General features: G+C 52.6%; 20 protein-coding genes. 6 read left to right on the top strand and 14 right to left on the bottom strand.

Features of this window, described 5'->3' with window-relative positions; all coding sequences use genetic code 11:
- Nucleotides 1-30: 30 nt before the first annotated feature.
- From AB1763_05555 to AB1763_05525, 7 genes are all read right to left on the bottom strand, one after another.
- Entirely contained in the window at nt 31-1,329 is a 1,299-nt protein-coding gene (locus AB1763_05555) for a hypothetical protein (protein MEW5832284.1), read from the bottom strand.
- Nucleotides 1,326-2,126 (bottom strand): ABC transporter ATP-binding protein, encoded by an 801-nt coding sequence (locus AB1763_05550; protein ID MEW5832283.1) that lies wholly within the window; start codon nt 2,124-2,126, stop codon nt 1,326-1,328. The genes AB1763_05555 and AB1763_05550 overlap by 4 nt, the downstream gene beginning before the upstream one ends.
- Nucleotides 2,123-2,914, bottom strand: coding sequence for a nitrate ABC transporter permease (gene ntrB, locus AB1763_05545; GenBank protein ID MEW5832282.1), 792 nt, complete (start codon nt 2,912-2,914; stop codon nt 2,123-2,125). Before ntrB ends, AB1763_05550 begins: the two co-directional genes overlap by 4 nt.
- A 26-nt stretch (nt 2,915-2,940) precedes the next feature.
- On the bottom strand, nt 2,941-4,287 hold the full coding sequence (locus AB1763_05540) for a CmpA/NrtA family ABC transporter substrate-binding protein (protein MEW5832281.1): 1,347 nt from the start codon (nt 4,285-4,287) through the stop codon (nt 2,941-2,943).
- Nucleotides 4,288-4,455: 168 nt separating this feature from the next.
- On the bottom strand, nt 4,456-4,881 hold the full coding sequence (locus AB1763_05535; GenBank protein ID MEW5832280.1) for an Rrf2 family transcriptional regulator: 426 nt from the start codon (nt 4,879-4,881) through the stop codon (nt 4,456-4,458).
- A gap of 10 nt (nt 4,882-4,891) precedes the next feature.
- Nucleotides 4,892-6,529, bottom strand: coding sequence for a bifunctional protein-serine/threonine kinase/phosphatase (locus AB1763_05530; GenBank protein ID MEW5832279.1), 1,638 nt, complete (start codon nt 6,527-6,529; stop codon nt 4,892-4,894).
- Between the two features lie 2 nt (nt 6,530-6,531).
- Entirely contained in the window at nt 6,532-7,809 is a 1,278-nt protein-coding gene (locus tag AB1763_05525) for a nitrate/nitrite transporter (protein ID MEW5832278.1), read from the bottom strand.
- A 183-nt stretch (nt 7,810-7,992) separates the two neighbouring features.
- Between AB1763_05525 and AB1763_05520 the strand changes: the two genes are divergently transcribed.
- From AB1763_05520 to AB1763_05500, 5 genes are all read left to right on the top strand, one after another.
- Nucleotides 7,993-8,520, top strand: coding sequence for a YaeQ family protein (locus AB1763_05520; protein MEW5832277.1), 528 nt, complete (start codon nt 7,993-7,995; stop codon nt 8,518-8,520).
- A gap of 86 nt (nt 8,521-8,606) precedes the next feature.
- On the top strand, nt 8,607-9,329 hold the full coding sequence (locus AB1763_05515; GenBank protein ID MEW5832276.1) for an ATP-binding protein: 723 nt from the start codon (nt 8,607-8,609) through the stop codon (nt 9,327-9,329).
- Nucleotides 9,330-9,360: 31 nt separating this feature from the next.
- Nucleotides 9,361-10,236, top strand: coding sequence for a DMT family transporter (locus AB1763_05510; protein ID MEW5832275.1), 876 nt, complete (start codon nt 9,361-9,363; stop codon nt 10,234-10,236).
- 59 nt (nt 10,237-10,295) lie between these two features.
- Complete coding sequence (locus AB1763_05505; GenBank protein MEW5832274.1) at nt 10,296-11,003, top strand: YebC/PmpR family DNA-binding transcriptional regulator; 708 nt, start codon at nt 10,296-10,298, stop codon at nt 11,001-11,003.
- A gap of 101 nt (nt 11,004-11,104) precedes the next feature.
- A complete protein-coding gene (locus tag AB1763_05500; GenBank protein ID MEW5832273.1) occupies nt 11,105-11,668 on the top strand; it encodes a hypothetical protein in 564 nt (187 codons plus the stop codon).
- Between the two features lie 48 nt (nt 11,669-11,716).
- Here AB1763_05500 and AB1763_05495 read toward each other — a convergent pair whose 3' ends face one another.
- Genes AB1763_05495 through AB1763_05485 form a run of 3 tightly spaced genes read right to left on the bottom strand, consistent with a single transcriptional unit; the run spans nt 11,717 to nt 14,096 of the window.
- On the bottom strand, nt 11,717-12,364 hold the full coding sequence (locus AB1763_05495) for a lytic transglycosylase domain-containing protein (protein ID MEW5832272.1): 648 nt from the start codon (nt 12,362-12,364) through the stop codon (nt 11,717-11,719).
- A 33-nt stretch (nt 12,365-12,397) separates the two neighbouring features.
- Nucleotides 12,398-13,336 carry a methyltransferase domain-containing protein gene (locus AB1763_05490; GenBank protein ID MEW5832271.1) on the bottom strand — a complete coding sequence of 313 codons (939 nt, stop codon included), beginning with the start codon at nt 13,334-13,336 and terminating at the stop codon, nt 12,398-12,400.
- 52 nt (nt 13,337-13,388) lie between these two features.
- A complete protein-coding gene (locus tag AB1763_05485; GenBank protein MEW5832270.1) occupies nt 13,389-14,096 on the bottom strand; it encodes a pirin family protein in 708 nt (235 codons plus the stop codon).
- 123 nt (nt 14,097-14,219) lie between these two features.
- Here AB1763_05485 and AB1763_05480 point away from each other — a divergent pair, with 123 nt between their 5' ends.
- The gene (locus tag AB1763_05480) at nt 14,220-15,101 is read left to right on the top strand and encodes a DMT family transporter (GenBank protein ID MEW5832269.1); all 882 of its coding nucleotides are present in this window, start codon (nt 14,220-14,222) and stop codon (nt 15,099-15,101) included.
- Here the strand turns inward: AB1763_05480 and AB1763_05475 are convergent, their stop codons facing one another.
- The 4 genes from AB1763_05475 to AB1763_05460 all read right to left on the bottom strand — a co-directional run bounded on the left by AB1763_05475 (nt 15,102) and on the right by AB1763_05460 (nt 17,687).
- Nucleotides 15,102-15,860 (bottom strand): TerB family tellurite resistance protein, encoded by a 759-nt coding sequence (locus tag AB1763_05475; GenBank protein MEW5832268.1) that lies wholly within the window; start codon nt 15,858-15,860, stop codon nt 15,102-15,104.
- A gap of 117 nt (nt 15,861-15,977) precedes the next feature.
- Nucleotides 15,978-16,514 carry a YbhB/YbcL family Raf kinase inhibitor-like protein gene (locus AB1763_05470; GenBank protein MEW5832267.1) on the bottom strand — a complete coding sequence of 179 codons (537 nt, stop codon included), beginning with the start codon at nt 16,512-16,514 and terminating at the stop codon, nt 15,978-15,980.
- A gap of 28 nt (nt 16,515-16,542) precedes the next feature.
- Complete coding sequence (locus tag AB1763_05465; protein MEW5832266.1) at nt 16,543-17,010, bottom strand: methylated-DNA--[protein]-cysteine S-methyltransferase; 468 nt, start codon at nt 17,008-17,010, stop codon at nt 16,543-16,545.
- Nucleotides 17,001-17,687 (bottom strand): TIGR01621 family pseudouridine synthase, encoded by a 687-nt coding sequence (locus AB1763_05460; protein MEW5832265.1) that lies wholly within the window; start codon nt 17,685-17,687, stop codon nt 17,001-17,003. The genes AB1763_05465 and AB1763_05460 overlap by 10 nt, the downstream gene beginning before the upstream one ends.
- Between the last annotated feature and the right edge of the window lie 28 nt (nt 17,688-17,715).

Raw genomic sequence — 17,715 nt, 5'->3', positions numbered from 1 at the left:
TCTTTGCCCCCGACAGAGGGGGAAAGAAGATTAGAATTTGTAGTCGAGTTGAAGCCAGACTTTGCGGACATCAGCTGTTTTGCCGGCAACGTCTCCACCATTAAAATAAGCCGCTTTGATAAGCCCGTTAAGCCCTTTGATACCGGGGATCGCATTGGTATACATCATGTCCCATTCGCTTCCAAGATCGCTTTTTCCACTCATGGCAACATCGGTTTCAAAATCGTGATACACGACCATCGCTTTTCCAAGCCCTGCCGCACCATATCCCAGAGTTAAGCTGGTATCGACCAATCCGCCGGTAGGGGTTGTAAGGAATATGTCCGCCCATCCGTTGAATTTATGGAGTGTTGCCAAAGGGGTGCTGAAGGCACTTTTACCATCTGAACCGCTTGTTCCGCTCAGGAATTCATACCCTACACCTGCGATCACTCCGTTCATGGTGGCAGTCGCTTCAAGATTGTAATAATACGCATCAGCCTGCGCGTTGACTGTACCGCCATCGGTATCGCGTGACGCATCCCCCTGAACAGCATATTCTGCACGATAATCAACTTTTGCTCCTGCAGCCGGAATGACACCGGTGAGCGCTGCACCGACGGTATCATGCGTCGATGAAATCATGTAGTCATAGGCAGTAATTTTGAGCGTATCGTTGACCTTATACGAACCATTGAACAGTACCGAATCCGTTTCGGCTGTCGGAGTGTTTCCGATTCCATCAACTCCCCATACATATCCGCCGATCAATGTCAATCCCGGGATCGAGGTATTGCTGAGAACCGCCGCTTCGAAGCTCTGCATCATCTGTCGCCAGTCGACCGAACCGACAAAACGCTGGTTGTCGAGGTTGACGATCTGTTTACCCGCTTTGGCCGTTGTATTTCCCATTTTGTATTGAAGATAAAGCTGTGAGAAACGGCTCTGTTCAGGATCTTTGACCAGTTCGTACCCGCTCAAGCCGTTCGCGGAGCTATTGAAATTGTTTCCTCCGATTTCTTGCACAGTCGTTCCGTCAATTTTTACAGTAAGGCCATCAACACCGAACAGTGTCGATTCCATACCGATGGTTGCACGTACCGTATAGGCGTTAGCCTGTTTTTTACCGGAATTGTCGACATCTACATTTTCATAACGCGGGCGGATTTCGCCATTAAACTTCGTATTGCTGAATACACTGAACCCTTCATCCGCCATTGCGACAGACGATACACTGCCAAGAGCAAGAACAGCCGAAGCTGACAACATCAATTTTTTCATTTCCTTCATCCTTATGGTAAGTTTTTGGGTTATCTGCCTCTTTTCGTCATCAAAGAGACGGTGGTTCATTCGTCTTCTTTGGCAAATTTCGAGTACAAAAATTCTACGATCGCCTCGCGACACCGAATATATTCCGCATTGTTCTGAAGCTCCAGACGTTTGCGGGGACGGGGAAGATTCACTTCCAGCACTTCTCCGATCGTCGCTTCGGGACCGTTGGTCATCATGATGACCCGATCGGATAGCAACACCGCTTCGTCGACATCGTGGGTGATGATGACGACGGTATTGCCCGTTTGCATCTGGATACGCATGAGATGGTCTTGAAGATTCGCCCGTGTGAGCGAATCCAGAGCCCCGAAAGGCTCATCCATCAGGAGTACTTTGGGTTCAATCGCCAGCGCGCGGGCGATCCCGACACGCTGTTTCATCCCGCCGCTGATCTCGCCGGGATATTTGTCTTTTGCATGGGTGAGGTTGACCATGTCGACGTATTTGGTGACATGTTCACGCAGTTCCTGCGGGCTCAGGTCATCGCCGAGTACTTTTTTGACCGCCATTTCGATGTTCTGATAGACGGTGAGCCATGGCAGAAGCGAATGGTTCTGAAACACCACGGCACGTTCCGGTCCGGGGGCTTTAATATGCTGACCCTCCAGAAGGATCGTTCCGTTGGTGATCGAATCAAGACCCGCGATGAGATTCAGAATCGTCGATTTGCCGCATCCGGAGTGCCCGATGATGCTGATGATCTCGTTTTCGCGGATATCGATTTGTACATTGCGCAGTGCGACATACTCTTTTCCTCCCCCCAGAGGGAAGATTTTATCGACGTTGTCGATTTTCAAAAATGGTTTTGCACTCATTGTATTCCCCGTTTGCGATAATCAAAGAAATTGGCGATCAGCCCCATGATCGAATCGAGTATCAGACCGACGATACCGACGATCGCGATCCCGATGATGATCGAGTGGTAGTTCAGATTGTTGTATTCATCCCAAATCCAGAAACCGATACCGATTCCCCCCGTGAGCATTTCCGCCGCGACGATGACCAGCCATGCGATGCCTAGTGAGAGGCGCATCCCCGTAAAGATAAACGGTACGGCGACGGGGAGAATGATCTGAAATACTTTCTCGAGCGGCGAAAACTGCAGGACACGCGCGACGTTTAGGTAATCCAGGCTGACGCTTCTGACCCCCAGAGCCGTATTGATGATGATCGGCCAGATCGAGGTGATAAAAATCGTACTGATCGCTGTGAGGTTAATGTCCTTAAAGACGAACAGCAGTAGCGGAAGCCAGGCCAGCGGGGAAACCGGTTTTAATATTTGAATATACGGGTTCAATGCAATAAAGGCGTTTTCGCTCATCCCGATCAAAAGACCCAGAGGGACTCCGATGAGAATCGCCAAGGCAAATCCGCCAAATACCCGCTCGAGCGAGTTGAGAACCTGCCATCCGATCCCTTTGTCATCTTCGTTGTTGACATAGAACGGGTCGGCGAATACCTCTTTGGCGACATCATAGGTATCGCTCGGGGTCGGGAACTGATCGACCTGGCTGGCCAATGCCGACCATCCGGCGATGATGACCGCCAGTAGAATGAGCGGAAGAACGATCCGCTTCATCAGCTCAATTGCTTTGGAATTCATGGTTTATCCCTTGTGAGTGCTATTTTTTATTTGACATATTTCGGGCTGGCACATCCCGCCGGCCCATAAGGGCAAACGTAGGTCGGCTGAGCCGTTTTGACTTTCCAGTTGTTTGCTTTCATCATTGCGGCTTTGGTCACTTTGGCATGGTTGACTTTGTTGTCATAGATATAATCCACCGCACGGTTGGGATCGAAGATTTTCCCGTCAACGAATTTGTTGAACGGATCTTTCCCATCGATTTTCCATGGGGATGGCGGGAGACTGTATCCGACTGATTTTGCCGCTTTGGCAAAGAGATCGGGACGATAGACCGCTTCGACCGTCTTTTTCATATCGATAGGCTTGGTGATCTGCCCCCATCGGACCATTTGAGTCAGGAACCACATGCCGTGGCTGTAGTACGGGTATGCCGCATAGTAGTTGGCGAAGACGTTGAACATCGGATTCGGTTCGGTCGGTTTGCCTTTAAGATACTGAAAGGTTCCGGTCATGGAGTTGTCGATGACATCTTTCGGAGCGTTGACATACTCTTTTTTTGAGAGGATTGCAGAGGCTTCTTTGCGGTTGTTCCATGAGGCATCGAGCCATTTTTGCGCTTCGATGATCGCTCTCATGACAGCTTGGGTCGTTTCTGGATTTTTATCCGCAAATGCTTTGGTCGACATCAGAACTTTTTCGGGATTATTGTTCCAGATATCGTAGTTGGTGACGAGGGATGAACCCAGGTTTGCCATAACGGCACGCTCGTTCCATGGTTCACCGACACAATAACCGTCAATGTTGCCGGCTTGGAGGTTGGCAACCATTTGCGGCGGCGGAACGACTTTCAGAGTTGTATCGGCATCGGGATCGATTCCGTTGGCTGACATCCAGTAACGGATCTCATAGTTGTGGGTAGAGACCGGAAATACCATACCGAACTCGAGCGGCTTGTATTTTGCCCCCTCGGCGGCCCGTTTCGCATCGATCAGTTTTTTGAGTGATGCCGAGCTGACCGGGCGTTTGACGGTATCCAGGCCGTATTTCTCCATTTCATCGATCACTTTGTTGCCAAACGTGATCGCATTGCCGTTATAGTCCAAAGAGAGGAGGGCATACATCGGCGTATTTCCGCTGATCCCGACGGATGCCGCCAGCGGCATGCCTGCAAGCGCATGAGAGTAATCGTACTCACCGCTGATCACTTTTTGCTGGATACCGGCCCATCCGCCGCCTTCTTTGACGACGTCTACATTAAGGCCCTGTTTGGCAAAAAAACCTTTTTCTTTGGCGATGACGATCGGTGCACAGTCAGTGAGAGCGATGAAGCCGATTTTAACCTCTTTTTTCTCCGGAGCAGCGATAGCCATCACCGCAGCCATTGACAACATTAATGCACTTTTCCCTAAAACATTCAAGGTATTCATGAGACACTCCATATTAAGACTATTTTGTCTGAAATAATTGTAGAGTAAAAAGTCCGAAATAGAAACAATAAAATGATTAAAAAATAATCAATTTATTGTATGTTTAAATGTTTTGGAAAAACAGTAGGAGAGTTATATCCGTTTGACTTTTCGCAGCAGTACGTCGTCGGTGATTTCCGAGAGGCGCATCGCACTGTACATTTCCAGCATCTCCTGGCGCCAAACGTCCCATTGGGCATGAAGCGCGCACGGCTTTTCGGCTTCGCACTCTCCGATCCCCAGTACACAGTTATCAAAAAAGACGGTACCGTCCACCGCTTCGATAATGGAGATGAGGGTGATATCGGAAGCTTCTTTGGCGAGGGTTACCCCCCCAGCGGCTCCGCGTTGTGAGATCAAAATCCCCGCATGAACCAGCTTTTGAAGTGATTTTGCCAAAAAATGAAACGGCAAATCCAATGCTTCACTGATCACTTGAATACGATGAAATTCCCCTTTTTCTTTCGTAGAGAGCCATACGGCGGCACGGATCGTATCTTGGCAGGCGGAAGAGAGCATTGAAAACCTTTTATTTGGTGACGTAGAGATAAAAGGTGATAATCTCTAACATTAACAGAATTATAAATCCGATTTTATAAAAAGTCACCGGAGAACGCTCGATAAGCGGTGTGGAGGAACTGAAATAGGGTTTGACTTTTTGGGGATCTTTCAGATCGTAGAACAGTTCGGAATAATGGCGATAGCGCTGATCGGGTGAGATAGCGATAGAGCGCATAATCACCGAATCGAGCCACAACGGGATATTGCTGTTGAGCTTGGAGGGGCGTTTTGGAGTTTTAAATGTAGGATTCTGGAAAGGTTCGATCTCTCCGTAAGGAAAATGTGCCGTAAGCGCCCAATAGAGGGTGACTCCGATCGAGAAAATTTCGCTTGATTCGTTGATAACACTGCCGCTGAAGCGTTCCGGCGCGATGTAGGTGGGGGTTCCCGCACGGGAGTTCTGCGAAAAAATCTCGACGACGGAACCGAAATCGACCATTTTATAGTGGACTCCCGCTTCGCCGTCTCGTTGATAGACGAGGATATTATCGGGCTTGATATCGCCGTGTACGAGACCCAAATGGAGGAGATGGGCTTCGGCGCGGTGGAGAAATTTTCCCAGTTCGATTGCGTTATCGACCGAAAGGGTACGATTTTTGAGATACTCTTTGAGATTTATCCCCTCCACCCGTTCCATCAGATAATAGCGCATACTTCGATGTTCCGGCACCCATGCATGAGGGAACGCTTTGTGGCTGATCTGTTTGGCGTACCACGCTTCGCGGACAAAGGCATCGAGGGAGTCTTCATCATCGTTGAGGGGGAATTTCATCACATACATTTCCGAGTCTTTGAGCACTTTCCAAATACGGCGATGTTCCATCATCGGTGATATGAGGGTATAACCGTCGATGATTTGCCCTTCATCAAGCGTTTTAGGGATCGGCAAAGGGGAGTTTTTCATAGCGTGGAGAGGATCGAGGCTCTCGATACGAAAAAGTTGCAACGCCATGTCATCCCGATTTTTCGGTTCGCTGGTTTGGGCGGCATTGTGGATGATGGTGCTGGCTCCCAGCCCCTTTTGGATCAGATCTCTAAAATCGGATTCTTCCAGAAGAGTGTAAACGCCGTCACTGCACAGCACCAGCGTATCCCCCGCCTCGATCGTTGTCGTTCGGATAGCCGGATCGATGTTTTCGCTCAGACCGCAGGCAGAGGTGAGGACATGGGAGAGGTATTCCTCATCCATGGTGTGATCATCGCTTAGCTGGATAAACTCACCGTTCTTTTTGAGGAGATAGATGCGCGAGTCACCCAGATTGAGGGTATAGAGATTTTCCCCCTCGATAATGGCGAGGCAGAGTGTCGTGAGGAGCTCGATTTTTCCGTATTGGGTCATCGATTCTTTGAACAGGAGGCTGTTGATGTGGCGGGTAAAAACCTCCATCGTTTTGGGGATATCCCACGCACGGGGACGGTTTTTGAACTGATCGAGGAAAAATTTGACGCATTGCCTCGCAGCGGTTCCCCCGCGTGCGGCACTTCCGACCCCGTCGCACAATACGCTCACCATCAGCGTATTATCGATGATGCCGTATCCGCAGGCATCATCGCCTGTGGTGGCGTCTTTGGGGAGGATGAATTCGGAAGCGTGAAGTTTCAACATGGTTAGATTCTTGCTCCTGACACCGCGCCCCATGTGGTGCGCCATCGTGTTTTCACCAGACTGATTCCGCTAATAGCCACCATGGTCATCACCGCAAAGATGATAAATCCGGCGGTATAGCCCTCATACGCTCCCTGTGACCATCCGAACGTTTTGATGAGCGCCGTTCCGCCCAAACCGCCTGCCATCCCGATCAGACCCGTCATGACACCGATGTCTTTGCCGAAACGCTGAGGGACGAGCTGGAACACGGAACCGTTCGCCATCCCCAGATTCGCCATGATGAGAAACATCACCACAATCGCTGCCCAAAACGGCAGGCTGACAAAAGCACTGACGAACGCCAATACGATGATACTACCGTAAAACACATAAAGCGATTTAACCCCCCCCATTTTATCGGCAACGGCACCGCCCACCGGACGAAGCAACGCACCGGCAAAGATACAGAGCGCTCCGAAATAGCCGGCGATCACTTTGACGTTCCCCTCGTCCATCACATTCAGACCGAATGCGCTCATCTCCGGTTCATAGGTATTCATCAGATAGACTTTCATGTAGTTGGCGAAGCCGATAAATCCTCCGAAACTGACGGCATAAAAGAGGTTGAACCACCACGTATCGCGATCGCGCATGAGTTTCAGATAGTCCCCCAATTTTTTCGGGTTGGCTTTATACACCGATGAGGGAGCGTCTTTGGCCATGAACACATAGGCGATGAGGACGATGAACGATAGTACTCCGCCGACGAGAAAGACTGACGGCCACCCCCAGATTTCGGCGATTTTCGGAGCGAACAAAAAGTCGATGACGACACCGATGTTGCCCGCACCCGCGATCCCCAGAACCGTTCCCTGCAGACGGGGAGGGTACCATTGTCCCGCTTGGGGGAGGGCAACGGCGAATGACGCACCTGCGAATCCCAGACCCAAAGCGACGAACAACAACTCATCATAACTGATTGTTTCGGCATTCAAATACCCATAAAAGAGGGTAGCGATAACGATCATCTGTGATACCAACGCGGTTTTTTTGGGTCCGAATTTATCGACGAAAATTCCTAGCACTAGTCGTAAAATCGCCCCCGCCAGTACCGGAACGGCGAGGAGTGTCGCCGTCTGGTCGTCGTTCATGGCAAAACCGCGAGAGGTGAGTGATTCGTTGATCTCGGTGGCCAATGGCCCCAACATCGTCCACATCATGAAACTAAAGTCGAAATAGAGAAAGGCGGCGAGCAGCGTCGGCCAGTGTCCTTCCTTTTTAAAATCAGCGAATTTCATCGAAAGCTCCTTTTCGGATTTTTAAGTCTTAAAAGTATAGAGATTGTTTTTGATAATAAAATCAGTTTTATGATTAATATTTAAACAGTTTGTCGCAATTATACGAATCGATCACATTTTTCCGTGAAGCGAGGTCTTCTAAGCCCCGTTATGCCATAGTTCCGTTTTATCCAAGGAGTACCTATGGCCGCCGGTTCGACCATCTGCAAAGTCCAGCTCAACATCGCCGATATGGACCGCAACTACTACGAAACGCACGATCTCACGATTGCGCAGCACCCTTCCGAGACCGACGAACGGCTGATGATGCGTCTCGTCGCTTTCGCCTTCAACGCAACCGAGCGTCTGGTAATCACCAAGGGGATCGGGGGGGAAGACGAACCCGATTTGTGGGAGAAGGATTACGGCGGGGACATACAACTGTGGATCGATCTGGGGCAGGTGGACGAGAAGCGGCTGCGCAAAGCGTGCGGACGGAGCGAGAAGGTCATCGTCTACACCTATAACGCCAAGGCCGCGAGTGCGTGGTGGCGTCAAAACGGGAGTACGTTCGCGCGGTTCAGGAATCTGCAAATCATCCATCTCGACGCCGGGGAGATCGAAAAACTCTACGGCCGCTCGATGCGTCTTTCCGCTACGGTCAGCGACGGCGAAATGAGTCTTCATTCGGATGCGGGGGATGTTACGATAACGCAAGAGCGGTGGCAATAGGCGCAGCCGTGCCTCCCCGATTCGGGCCATTTATCTTTATTTGGCTATACTCGCTTTTATAATTATTTCATCCACCGGATACGACCATGAAACGAAAAATCGGAAAATTTAAAAACTCGATTGCCAACCTTGAACTGCACGACCGCGTCTTGCGTGAAAACACGCTGATCCTGGCTGAACCGGGTTCGGGGAAAACCCATCTGGCCAACAAAATCCGCGAATTCGTCATCGACAACGGTATCCCGACCCTTTACCTCGACTTTTCCGATCCGGAAATCGACCAGATCGAAGAGCGTTTCAAACACGGCAGTGAATTCCACTACATGCGCTTTGACGAAAGCGATGCGTTTGATGCCGCCGTCGATGCCGCGATCGGTGAACGCAAAAACATCTACATGGCCGTCAACCCCTCGTATTTTGCCAGCAAGCGCGACATCAAGAGTAAGCTCTCACGGATGATGCAAAAACGCGAGCTTCTCGACAACTATTACTATTTCATGCAGGATATCGCCAACGTCGAAGGGTTCCACGCGAAATTCGAAGATTTTATTTTCTACATCTTCGATCTGGTAAACCTCAAAAAATTCGGCCTCACTTTCCTCGCGCAGCCCAGCGAGATTTTCGAAAATCCCCGTATCAAACTCCTCTTTTCGTTCCTCTTTATCGGACGCTGTTCGAACGCCTATTATTACAATACGACCGTCCTTCGGAACATGAAACCCCATACGTTCCTCTACCAGCACCGCGTCGACAACCGCTCGCTCCTGTTCAACAATATCCAAAGCGATATCGTCCACATCGACCTCTAACCCGCTTTTGCGCGGTTAGGACACCCTTTTTATGAACGCTCCCCTCCCTTTTTTGATGATCCTCGCGATGATGCTCTGGGGCGGCGGCTGGCCGGCGCTCAAAATCCTTTCGCAGAGCGTGTCGTGGGAAGTGGCCACTTTTTGGCGTTTCGCTCTGATGGCTGCGGCTTTCGTGCCGATTTTGTGGTGGCGCCGGAAGCCCTTGCGCCTGAGTGCCCAGGCACTGGGGTGGGCATCGCTCAGCGCGTTGCTCAATGCCCTTTTCATGGCGTTGTCTTTTTACGGCGTCTATGTCGGCAGCGCGGGGGCAGGGGGCGTCGTCATCACGACGCTCAGTCCCGTGCTGACGGTTCTGATCGCCGTAGCCGTACTGGGAATGAAACCGACCCGCCGCCACATCGCTGGCCTGGTCATCGGTTTGATCGGCGGAGCGGTCATGGTGCAGGTGTGGGAGGGCGAAGTGCTGCTGCATGGAGGGAACCTCGTCTTCGTCGGGTGCGCTGCGGTGTGGGCGGTCCTCACCCTTGCCGCGCAGCGTTCCCACCTCCATCTCGATCCGATCCATTATACGTTTTTACTGGGGCTGATCGCGACGGCAGGGATGTTTTTCGTCGCTTATCCTCACGGCATCGGCTCGGTTTTCGAGCAGGATGCACGGTTCTGGGGAGCGTTGATCTATCTCTCCGTACTGGGACAGACGGTCGCATCCACGATCTATTTTGTCGCTTCGGGCAAGATGGGTTCGGGGAGGGCGAGTTCGTATATGTTTCTCGTTCCCGTCTGCGCGCTGGCGAGCAGTTATCTTCTCCTGGATGAAATTCCCTCGACGTCGCTGCTGATCGGCGGAGCGATCAGCATGGCGGCGGTCTATCTGATCAATTTTTCAGCCCGGAGGCGGTTGTCATAATCGGCTAAAACGGCTATAATTCGACCAATTTTTACAGATCACACAGAGGAGCATACCGCATGGGAAGAGCGTTTGAATACCGCAAAGCGGCCAAAATGAAACGCTGGGGAAATATGTCGAGAGTTTTCCCGAAACTGGGCAAAATCATTACGATGGCGGCCAAAGAGGGGGGTGCCGATCCCGAAATGAATCCCAAGCTTCGTACGGCGATCTTGACGGCGAAAGCGCAGAATATGCCCAAAGACAACATCGAAGCGGCGATCAAACGGGCGTTCGGTAAAGACGCGGCCAACATTATCGAGGTGAACATCGAGGGGAAAGGGCCGCACGGCGTTCTCATCTTCGTCGAATGCGCGACCGATAACAACACCCGTACCGTCGGAAACATCCGCAGCTACTTTTCTAAAGCCAAAGGGGAGATGCTCAACAACGGCGCGCTGGAGTTCATGTTCAGCCGCAAAGCGGTGTTCAGCTTCCCCAAACCCGAGATGGACCTTGAAGAGCTGGAAATGGCGCTGATCGATGCGGGGCTTGAAGAGCTTGAAGAGGATGAAGGCGAAGTGAGCGTAACGGGTGATTACACCGCGTTCGGAACCCTTTCGGCGGCACTCGAAGAGCTCGATATCGCCCCTTCCAAAGCGGCATTGGAACGTATTCCAAACACGACGGTGGAATTCACCGACGAACAGATGGTCGATATCGAAAAGCTGATCGACCGTATCGAAGAGGACGACGACGTCCAGGCCGTTTACACGAACATCGGCTAAGCGCTTCTCTCCCCGTACGGGGATTTCCCATCACATATCTATCACATTTTATCCGAACTGCGCTATACTTGTCTCTTCCAATCGACTATACAGGAGTGAGAATGAGACTGACAACTTTGGCCAAAACTGCCCTCGCGGCATCCCTTCTGATCGGCGCGCATGCGTCGGCAGGGGAATTTAAAGCCCTTCCGATTCTTGATGCGGGTTTTTGCCCGAATATCCAGGTAGGCGTGAGCGCGGGGTACATGAATCTTAAAAACGTTTCGGCCGCAGGTCAGACGGCAGGGATCGAAATCTCTCTGGATTGCCCCGTCTTTACCCTTCCCTGGGACAACCTCCGTCAGCAGATCATGCTGAACCGCTTTAACAGCGACGGGTTGTCGATGACCAACCTCGAGTTCAACCCCTATTACCTGATTACACTCCGCAACGGTGTCGAGTGGGGATTCGGTCCGGGATTCGGCGTGATTTTCTCGGATATGGACAAAAGCGATACGGTTTTTACCCTTCAGGCCGGGACGGGGCTCAAATACAACATCAGCCGCGAAATCTATACGGGGGCGGATATCCGCTACCAGTGGACGCAGAAAGCCGAGCTTACGAACACCTATAAAGAAGACCTCGACAACTACCGCGCGCAGGTCAAAATCGGCTACCGCTTCTAATCTTTCCTCTCTACCGTCTCCTCTCTTTCGAGAGAGGCGGCATCGCGTTTATTCTTTTTCTTCTTTTGCCGCGGCGATCCGTGCCTGCAGCAGCAGCGTTTTGGCAAAATGGGCTTTGGTCCCCGAGGGGAAGTGGGGATCTTTGAGCAGTACGGAAAGCTTTTTGCTCCCGTTACGGCGGATCAGCTGTTGCAGTTTTCCCTCGCCCATTCCGTAGGCGAAATCGGCCAGATACCAGCTTCCGAACTGACGTTTGAGGCTTTTGATGTAGCGTATCGCGGCTTCGGTCGAGCGTTGCGCGTTGAGACGTTCATCGTTCCCTTTCTGGACGTTCAGGCCGAAATTGCGGGCGCTCTGGCGGGTGAACTGCCACAATCCGGCGGTTCCGTATCCGCGTGCGTCGGGATCGAATTTCGATTCGCAGTAGGGGATCAGCGAGAAAAAGGGGGGAATGCCCGCTTCGGCAAACGCTTCTTCAATTGCGCGGTGTTCGGCGGCAGTAGTACGGTGGCGGCGGTGGAGAATCGAAACGGAAGGGGAATACCGCTCCAGCAGAAGAGCGAGGGTTTTCGAATCGGAAAGCCGCTCCTCACTTCCCAGTGCCGCGAGCGACGCGTCGATTTTGTCGGCGGGTATCGCTGCCGCTCCCAACGGTAGCAGTACGACAAGCGATAATAAAAATAAATAACGTATCATGGATTTATTGTAGCATATTCGCCGTTTACACGGTTAATGCGCCGTTTGGATACGCGTGGCGGTGAGAAACAGGTAGTCTCTTCCGGTTACGGTGACGCGGAACTTTTTTTGTTGCAGGTATTTTTTGCAGTAATGGATGTCCTTGATGACGAGCGAGAGTTCCGAATAGGGGTAATTGGGGGCCTTCGCGCCATAAATCATCTCTCCGTCCATCCACCGGCAATTGGGAAAGCCAAGTATCATCGCCCCCTGCGGGGTCAGATACTCCTGCACCAGTTGCATAAAGAGCGGCTTGAAATCGATGCCGGGGCTTTGGAGGGTACCGATCGAGACGATGAGGTCGAATCGTCCCACCGCAAGCGTCTCCAGATGGTTGATGTCGTGGACGTAAAACGCCGCATTTCCTTCATCAAACCGCTGTCGGGCGAGGGCGATCGCGCTTTCGGAATGGTCGACTCCGACAAGTTCGATTTCCCGGTAGATCTCATCCGGGAGGATGCGTCGGATCAGATCGAACTCGTCCCCCGTGTTGATCCCCAGGTTCAGAATCCGTTTTTTCTCTCCCGTCCTGACGCTGTGCAGGGCGCGCAGGTACGCGAAGAGGAATGCCGGTTCTTCGTTTTTCCGGATACGGGAAAATTCGGATGCGGTGCCGTATTTTTCCTCTTTTTCACACGAGTGGTGGAACGAATCACTTCGGTCGATTTTCTCCAACGTCAGCCGGACGGTATGTTCGGTGATTTTTTCGGGGGTCAGCAGACGGCAGAAGAGAAGCTCGGCCAGATCGTTCCAGGCTTTGTAGGAACGGTAGAGATACTCCGTCTCTCCGATCGTGACGCTTTCCCCCGCGTAGTACCCCCGTGCAACGTCGGGGTTGAGGACCTCAAACGAGAACGTATCGGTTTGCTCAAGCGATTTTTGGGCCCACGCGAGAATCGCGCTCATGGGTTCGGTCGTAAACGATCGCAGCATACTTCTCTCCTTGCCAAACGCTGCCGCGATTGTATCATAACGCATCTCGACGTCAGTGCATGGACACGTCAAACAGTAAAACTTTGGCCGGGCTCAGTGCCCTCAGAATGTACTCCTCTTCGTCGGTGATTTGTATTTCGTCTCTGGCTTCGAGAACATGGCCGGCGATCGTGACACTTCCTTCGATGACGAGAAGCAATCGTCCGTGGCCGGGTTGGACTTTTGGGACGGCGATGTCCCGGTTCGCATCGAGCCCGGTCGAATAGATCGCGGCATTCTGGCGTATTCGAATAGAATTTTCCTTTCCGTCGCCGGAGACGAGTACCGCCCAGCGGTTGGATTGGTCGATGTCGCTGAAATCGCGGTTGTCGTACAGAGGCGCCCCCCCTTTTCGGGAGGGATGGATCCAGATTTGAAAGAGGTGAGCATCGGCTTGGGGTGTTGCATATTCCGAATGAAATACACCCGATCCCGCACTCATGTACTGGATCTGTCCCGCCTCGATTACCCCCCGATTTCCTTCCGAATCACGGTGCTCGAGAGCGCCCCTGGTCACGATGGAGACGATCTCCATGTTTTTGTGGGGGTGCATCGGAAATCCCATCCCCGCTTCGATAACGTCGTCGTTGATGACACGCAACGCTCCGAATCCCATTCGATTCGGGTTATGATACTCGGCAAACGAAAAGCTGAACCGGCTGTGCAACCATCCGTGTTCGGCAATGCCGCGTTCGCGTGAACGGTGAATGATCTGTGACATTTTTTTCTCCTTTAACTGCGCTATATGCTAACTTAATACGAATGGGTAACAATGTCAAGGGCTACCGTTTAGCGGTTCGTCCGATTCATTCCCTTCAAAGCCAAAACACAGCACAATCACGCCATGAAACATCACCCCCAAGCCCTCTATTTCACCGGAATGATCGTCGCCATGCTGCTGTGGGGTGTGGCGTGGACGGCGGGAAAGGTCGCTGCGCTGCATTCCAATGCCGAAGTGGCGGCGTTCTGGCGCTATGCCGTTTCGTTCGCATCGATCGTTCCCCTGATATGGATCATGAGATCGCCTCTGCGGTCGGATCGGAGGGGGGTAATCTACATGATCGTCGCGGGGTTGCTGACGTCGGTGTTCAACTACTTTTTCTTTGCGGGGCTGCTGCACGGTCAGGCGGGATACGGCGGGACGCTGGTGACCTCGACGTCGCCGATCATCACCTACGCTCTCTCGATTGCATTGCTGGGGCTTGGGGTGTCGGCCAAAGAGATTTTGGCACTCGCCCTGGGATCGGTAGGTGCTTTGGTTCTCCTCAAAGTCCCGACTCAGGGATGGGCATTTTTGGAACTTGAAAACATCTATTTCGCGGCGGCGGCAGTTGTATGGGCACTGGTGACGATCGTATCGCAAAAAGCTTCCAGGCACGTCACCCCGATGCTCTACACGACGGTGGTGTTCGGCGTCGCGATGAGCACGAACCTTTTGTTCGCAATGCCGCATGAACCGTTTGCGTTTTCAAAATACGACATGACGTTCTGGTGGACGATCCTCTTTATCGGCATTTTCCCCGGAACGCTCAGCACCGCTTTGTTTTTTGCTTCGGCGGGGAAGGTGGGAGCGCACCGAACGGGGGTGTTCATGTTTATCGTTCCCATCGGGGCGATTGTATCCAGTATGATCGTATACGGTGAGACGATAGAACTTTCGACGATCATCGGATGTGCGCTGGCGTTTGCGGCGGTCGTGGTATTCAACGCCCGACGAAAGGGCTGATTACATCCCCCGTGTTTTTTTGATCATCTCATAGGCGGCGTTGATCTCTTGAACTTTTTCGGTCGCTTCTTTGAGGTAATCATCCGATGCCCCTTGAGATTTGATAAGATCGGGGTGGTATTCACGTACGAGTGCCCGGTACGCTTTTTTTACTTCGTCATTGCCGGCTTGGGCACTGATCCCCAATAGCGTATAGGCTTGATCGACGGAACTCTCTTTGATGCTATGGCGATGAAATGAACCGAACCGCTCCATCATCGATGCGATGTCCGCTTCACTAAAGCCCATATAGTATCCGATACGGCGTACCATCTCCTCTTCGCTTTGACTCAGCGTACCGTCGATGTAGGTGAGATTGACCAAAAACTCCATCATCTTCTGGCGTTTGTGGGGGTCATTCCGCAGTACGTCATAAAGAGCCTGTGCGACCCGGTCGAGGTTATGAGGAGCATCTTTCTCTTCGTTGAATATCTCTTTGAGAAGCGCTTTGGTCTTTACGGGATCGGGGAAGAGGGAGCTGATGTCGTTGAACATATTGCCGATGAGTTCAGCTTCGAGCCCATCGACTTTGCCGTCCGCTTTGGCAACTTTGGCGCACAATGCGGTAAAGAGCCCCAGTTCGCTGTAGGCTAATGATTCTTTGGTGAGTTTAAATCCCGCAAATTGGCTGCGCGAATAGGTGTGCGTTTCGATTTTGACGTTGCGGGTGAGGAGATAGATGATGAGCGCGACGGCAATAACAATCAAAATTTGGGTCATAGCATAAACCTTTGTCAAATAATCATCGAAAGTGTATCGTGTGATGGATAATAGTGAGTGTCTGGATGGTATAAATCAGGCTGATTCCCAACGAGGACGTTGGGAACGAGAAACCGTTCAGCGCCCGTAGTACGACACGAGGGTCGATTTGGCGATCGTGTGCATCGTCAGCATGTACCCCACGAGGGCGGGGGAGGCTTTTTCGTCCAGATCCAGATGATCGACGTTCAGCGCATGGACCGTGAAAAAATAGCGGTGGGGACGGTCACCGATGGGCGGGCAGGCGCCGCCGAAACCCGTTTTCCCGAAATCGGTGATGCTCTGCACGGCGGAGAGGGGCTGTTTTTTGGCCGTGTTGCCAAAGTCGGCAGGAAGGGAGGTCACCGAAGCGGAGATGTTGAAGACGACCCAGTGCCACCATCCGCTCCCCGTCGGGGCGTCGGGATCGTAAACGGTCACCGCAAAGCTCTTGGTCCCCTTGGGGGCGTCGCTCCAGTGGAGTTCGGGGGAGATGTTCGAGCCGGTGCATCCGAAGCCAGAATAGACCTGTTTCATCGTGAGCTGACCGGCAAGATCGTGGCTGCGAAGGGTGAATTCCCCCGCATCGAGGGATGCCGCGAGCAGCAAGCCGGCGAAAAGGGTGGAGAGGCGCATGGGTGCTCCTTGTAGGGTTTGGCGTATTTTACCGTGATTTTTGCCGTTGCTCCAGCGCAAGGAGAAACGCTTTTTTCTCCACCCCGCCCGTATATCCGCCGAGCCCGCCCCCGGTGGCGATGACGCGGTGGCAGGGGATGAGGATGCTGATCGGGTTGCGGCCGTTGGCGTTTGCCACGGCGCGGACGGCTCTGGGATTGCCGAAGCGCTCGGCTTCCTGCGCGTAGGAGAGGGTTTCCCCATAGGGGATGGTTGACAAGGTCTCCCAGACCGCTTTCTGGAACAGGGTTCCCTGTGGAGCGAGGGGGAGGGTAAACTCCTTCCGCTTCCCTTCGAAATACTCTCTCAGCTCTTGTTCGAGGCGCAGCAGCAGGGGATGATCGGAATTTGGCATAACTGCCGCCTCGCTGGTGAAATCGAGGGAGACGATCGCCTGCGTGTCGGCTCGGGCCAGCATCATTCCCAGCGGCGTGTCGATCGATCGGCTCAGAAGCATGTCCACGGTTCGCTCCAATTTTCTAATTGCGCTGTCATCGCCGTACTTGTGAACCGTTCCCCCTCCTCGGGCGGAAGGACCAATGCAAACGATTCCCCGCCGAAGCCAAACCGCAGCGCATAGGCGTGCAGATAGCCCCGATCCTCTTTGCGCGCTTCATCGGCCTGCGCATAGCGCTCGTCTCCCGCAATCGGGCTTCCGATCGCTTTGAGGGCGACGCGGATCTGGTGGGTCTTTCCGGTGTGGGGTTTGATGAGAAACGCCCGCTCGTTGGGACGAAGTGATGCACTGACGAACTGGGTGATCGCGGGGTTCTCCATCGTCGATAGGAGCTTGTAGTCCCCGCGCCGCGCCTTGGTCATGTCCCCCTTGATCCACCCCTGTTTTTTTTTCGGTTTGCGCAGGCTGATGGCGAGATAGTATTTCTCGACTTCACGGTTTTCGAACATGCGGGTGAACTCCGCCGCCGCTTCGGGGGTTTTGGCAAGGATCAGCAGCCCTGAGGTCATCTTGTCGAGGCGGTGGACGCTGTAGAGAGGCTGTCCGAGCTGTTCGGAGAGCTGTACGACGAATCCGGCCTCCTCTTCGGAGTGGAAATTGGCTCCCGCAGGCTTGAGTGCGACGACGAAACGGTCGTGATCTTGGACAATGCGGATGGCATGACGATGCGTTTCCAAACGGGTTTTCGCTCCGAAAATGGTATCT

This window comes from Campylobacterota bacterium (genome assembly GCA_040752835.1).
Taxonomy (GTDB): Bacteria; Campylobacterota; Campylobacteria; order Campylobacterales; family Sulfurimonadaceae; genus Sulfuricurvum.
The sequence above is the reverse complement of the archived record's forward strand: the minus strand, read 5'-3'. Positions and strand labels throughout refer to the sequence as shown.

Excerpts from the sequence above, each read along its gene's own strand:
- AB1763_05555 (MEW5832284.1), bottom strand. The coding sequence starts at position 1,329 with ATGAACCACCGTCTCTTTGATGACGAAAAGAGGCAGATAACCCAAAAA.
- AB1763_05550 (MEW5832283.1), bottom strand. The coding sequence starts at position 2,126 with ATGAGTGCAAAACCATTTTTGAAAATCGACAACGTCGATAAAATCTTC.
- ntrB (MEW5832282.1), bottom strand. The coding sequence starts at position 2,914 with ATGAATTCCAAAGCAATTGAGCTGATGAAGCGGATCGTTCTTCCGCTC.
- AB1763_05540 (MEW5832281.1), bottom strand. The coding sequence starts at position 4,287 with ATGTTGTCAATGGCTGCGGTGATGGCTATCGCTGCTCCGGAGAAAAAA.
- AB1763_05535 (MEW5832280.1), bottom strand. The coding sequence starts at position 4,881 with ATGCTCTCTTCCGCCTGCCAAGATACGATCCGTGCCGCCGTATGGCTC.
- AB1763_05530 (MEW5832279.1), bottom strand. The coding sequence starts at position 6,529 with ATGTTGAAACTTCACGCTTCCGAATTCATCCTCCCCAAAGACGCCACC.
- AB1763_05525 (MEW5832278.1), bottom strand. The coding sequence starts at position 7,809 with ATGAAATTCGCTGATTTTAAAAAGGAAGGACACTGGCCGACGCTGCTC.
- AB1763_05520 (MEW5832277.1), top strand. The coding sequence starts at position 7,993 with ATGGCCGCCGGTTCGACCATCTGCAAAGTCCAGCTCAACATCGCCGAT.
- AB1763_05515 (MEW5832276.1), top strand. The coding sequence starts at position 8,607 with ATGAAACGAAAAATCGGAAAATTTAAAAACTCGATTGCCAACCTTGAA.
- AB1763_05510 (MEW5832275.1), top strand. The coding sequence starts at position 9,361 with ATGAACGCTCCCCTCCCTTTTTTGATGATCCTCGCGATGATGCTCTGG.
- AB1763_05505 (MEW5832274.1), top strand. The coding sequence starts at position 10,296 with ATGGGAAGAGCGTTTGAATACCGCAAAGCGGCCAAAATGAAACGCTGG.
- AB1763_05500 (MEW5832273.1), top strand. The coding sequence starts at position 11,105 with ATGAGACTGACAACTTTGGCCAAAACTGCCCTCGCGGCATCCCTTCTG.
- AB1763_05495 (MEW5832272.1), bottom strand. The coding sequence starts at position 12,364 with ATGATACGTTATTTATTTTTATTATCGCTTGTCGTACTGCTACCGTTG.
- AB1763_05490 (MEW5832271.1), bottom strand. The coding sequence starts at position 13,336 with ATGCTGCGATCGTTTACGACCGAACCCATGAGCGCGATTCTCGCGTGG.
- AB1763_05485 (MEW5832270.1), bottom strand. The coding sequence starts at position 14,096 with ATGTCACAGATCATTCACCGTTCACGCGAACGCGGCATTGCCGAACAC.
- AB1763_05480 (MEW5832269.1), top strand. The coding sequence starts at position 14,220 with ATGAAACATCACCCCCAAGCCCTCTATTTCACCGGAATGATCGTCGCC.
- AB1763_05475 (MEW5832268.1), bottom strand. The coding sequence starts at position 15,860 with ATGACCCAAATTTTGATTGTTATTGCCGTCGCGCTCATCATCTATCTC.
- AB1763_05470 (MEW5832267.1), bottom strand. The coding sequence starts at position 16,514 with ATGCGCCTCTCCACCCTTTTCGCCGGCTTGCTGCTCGCGGCATCCCTC.
- AB1763_05465 (MEW5832266.1), bottom strand. The coding sequence starts at position 17,010 with ATGCTTCTGAGCCGATCGATCGACACGCCGCTGGGAATGATGCTGGCC.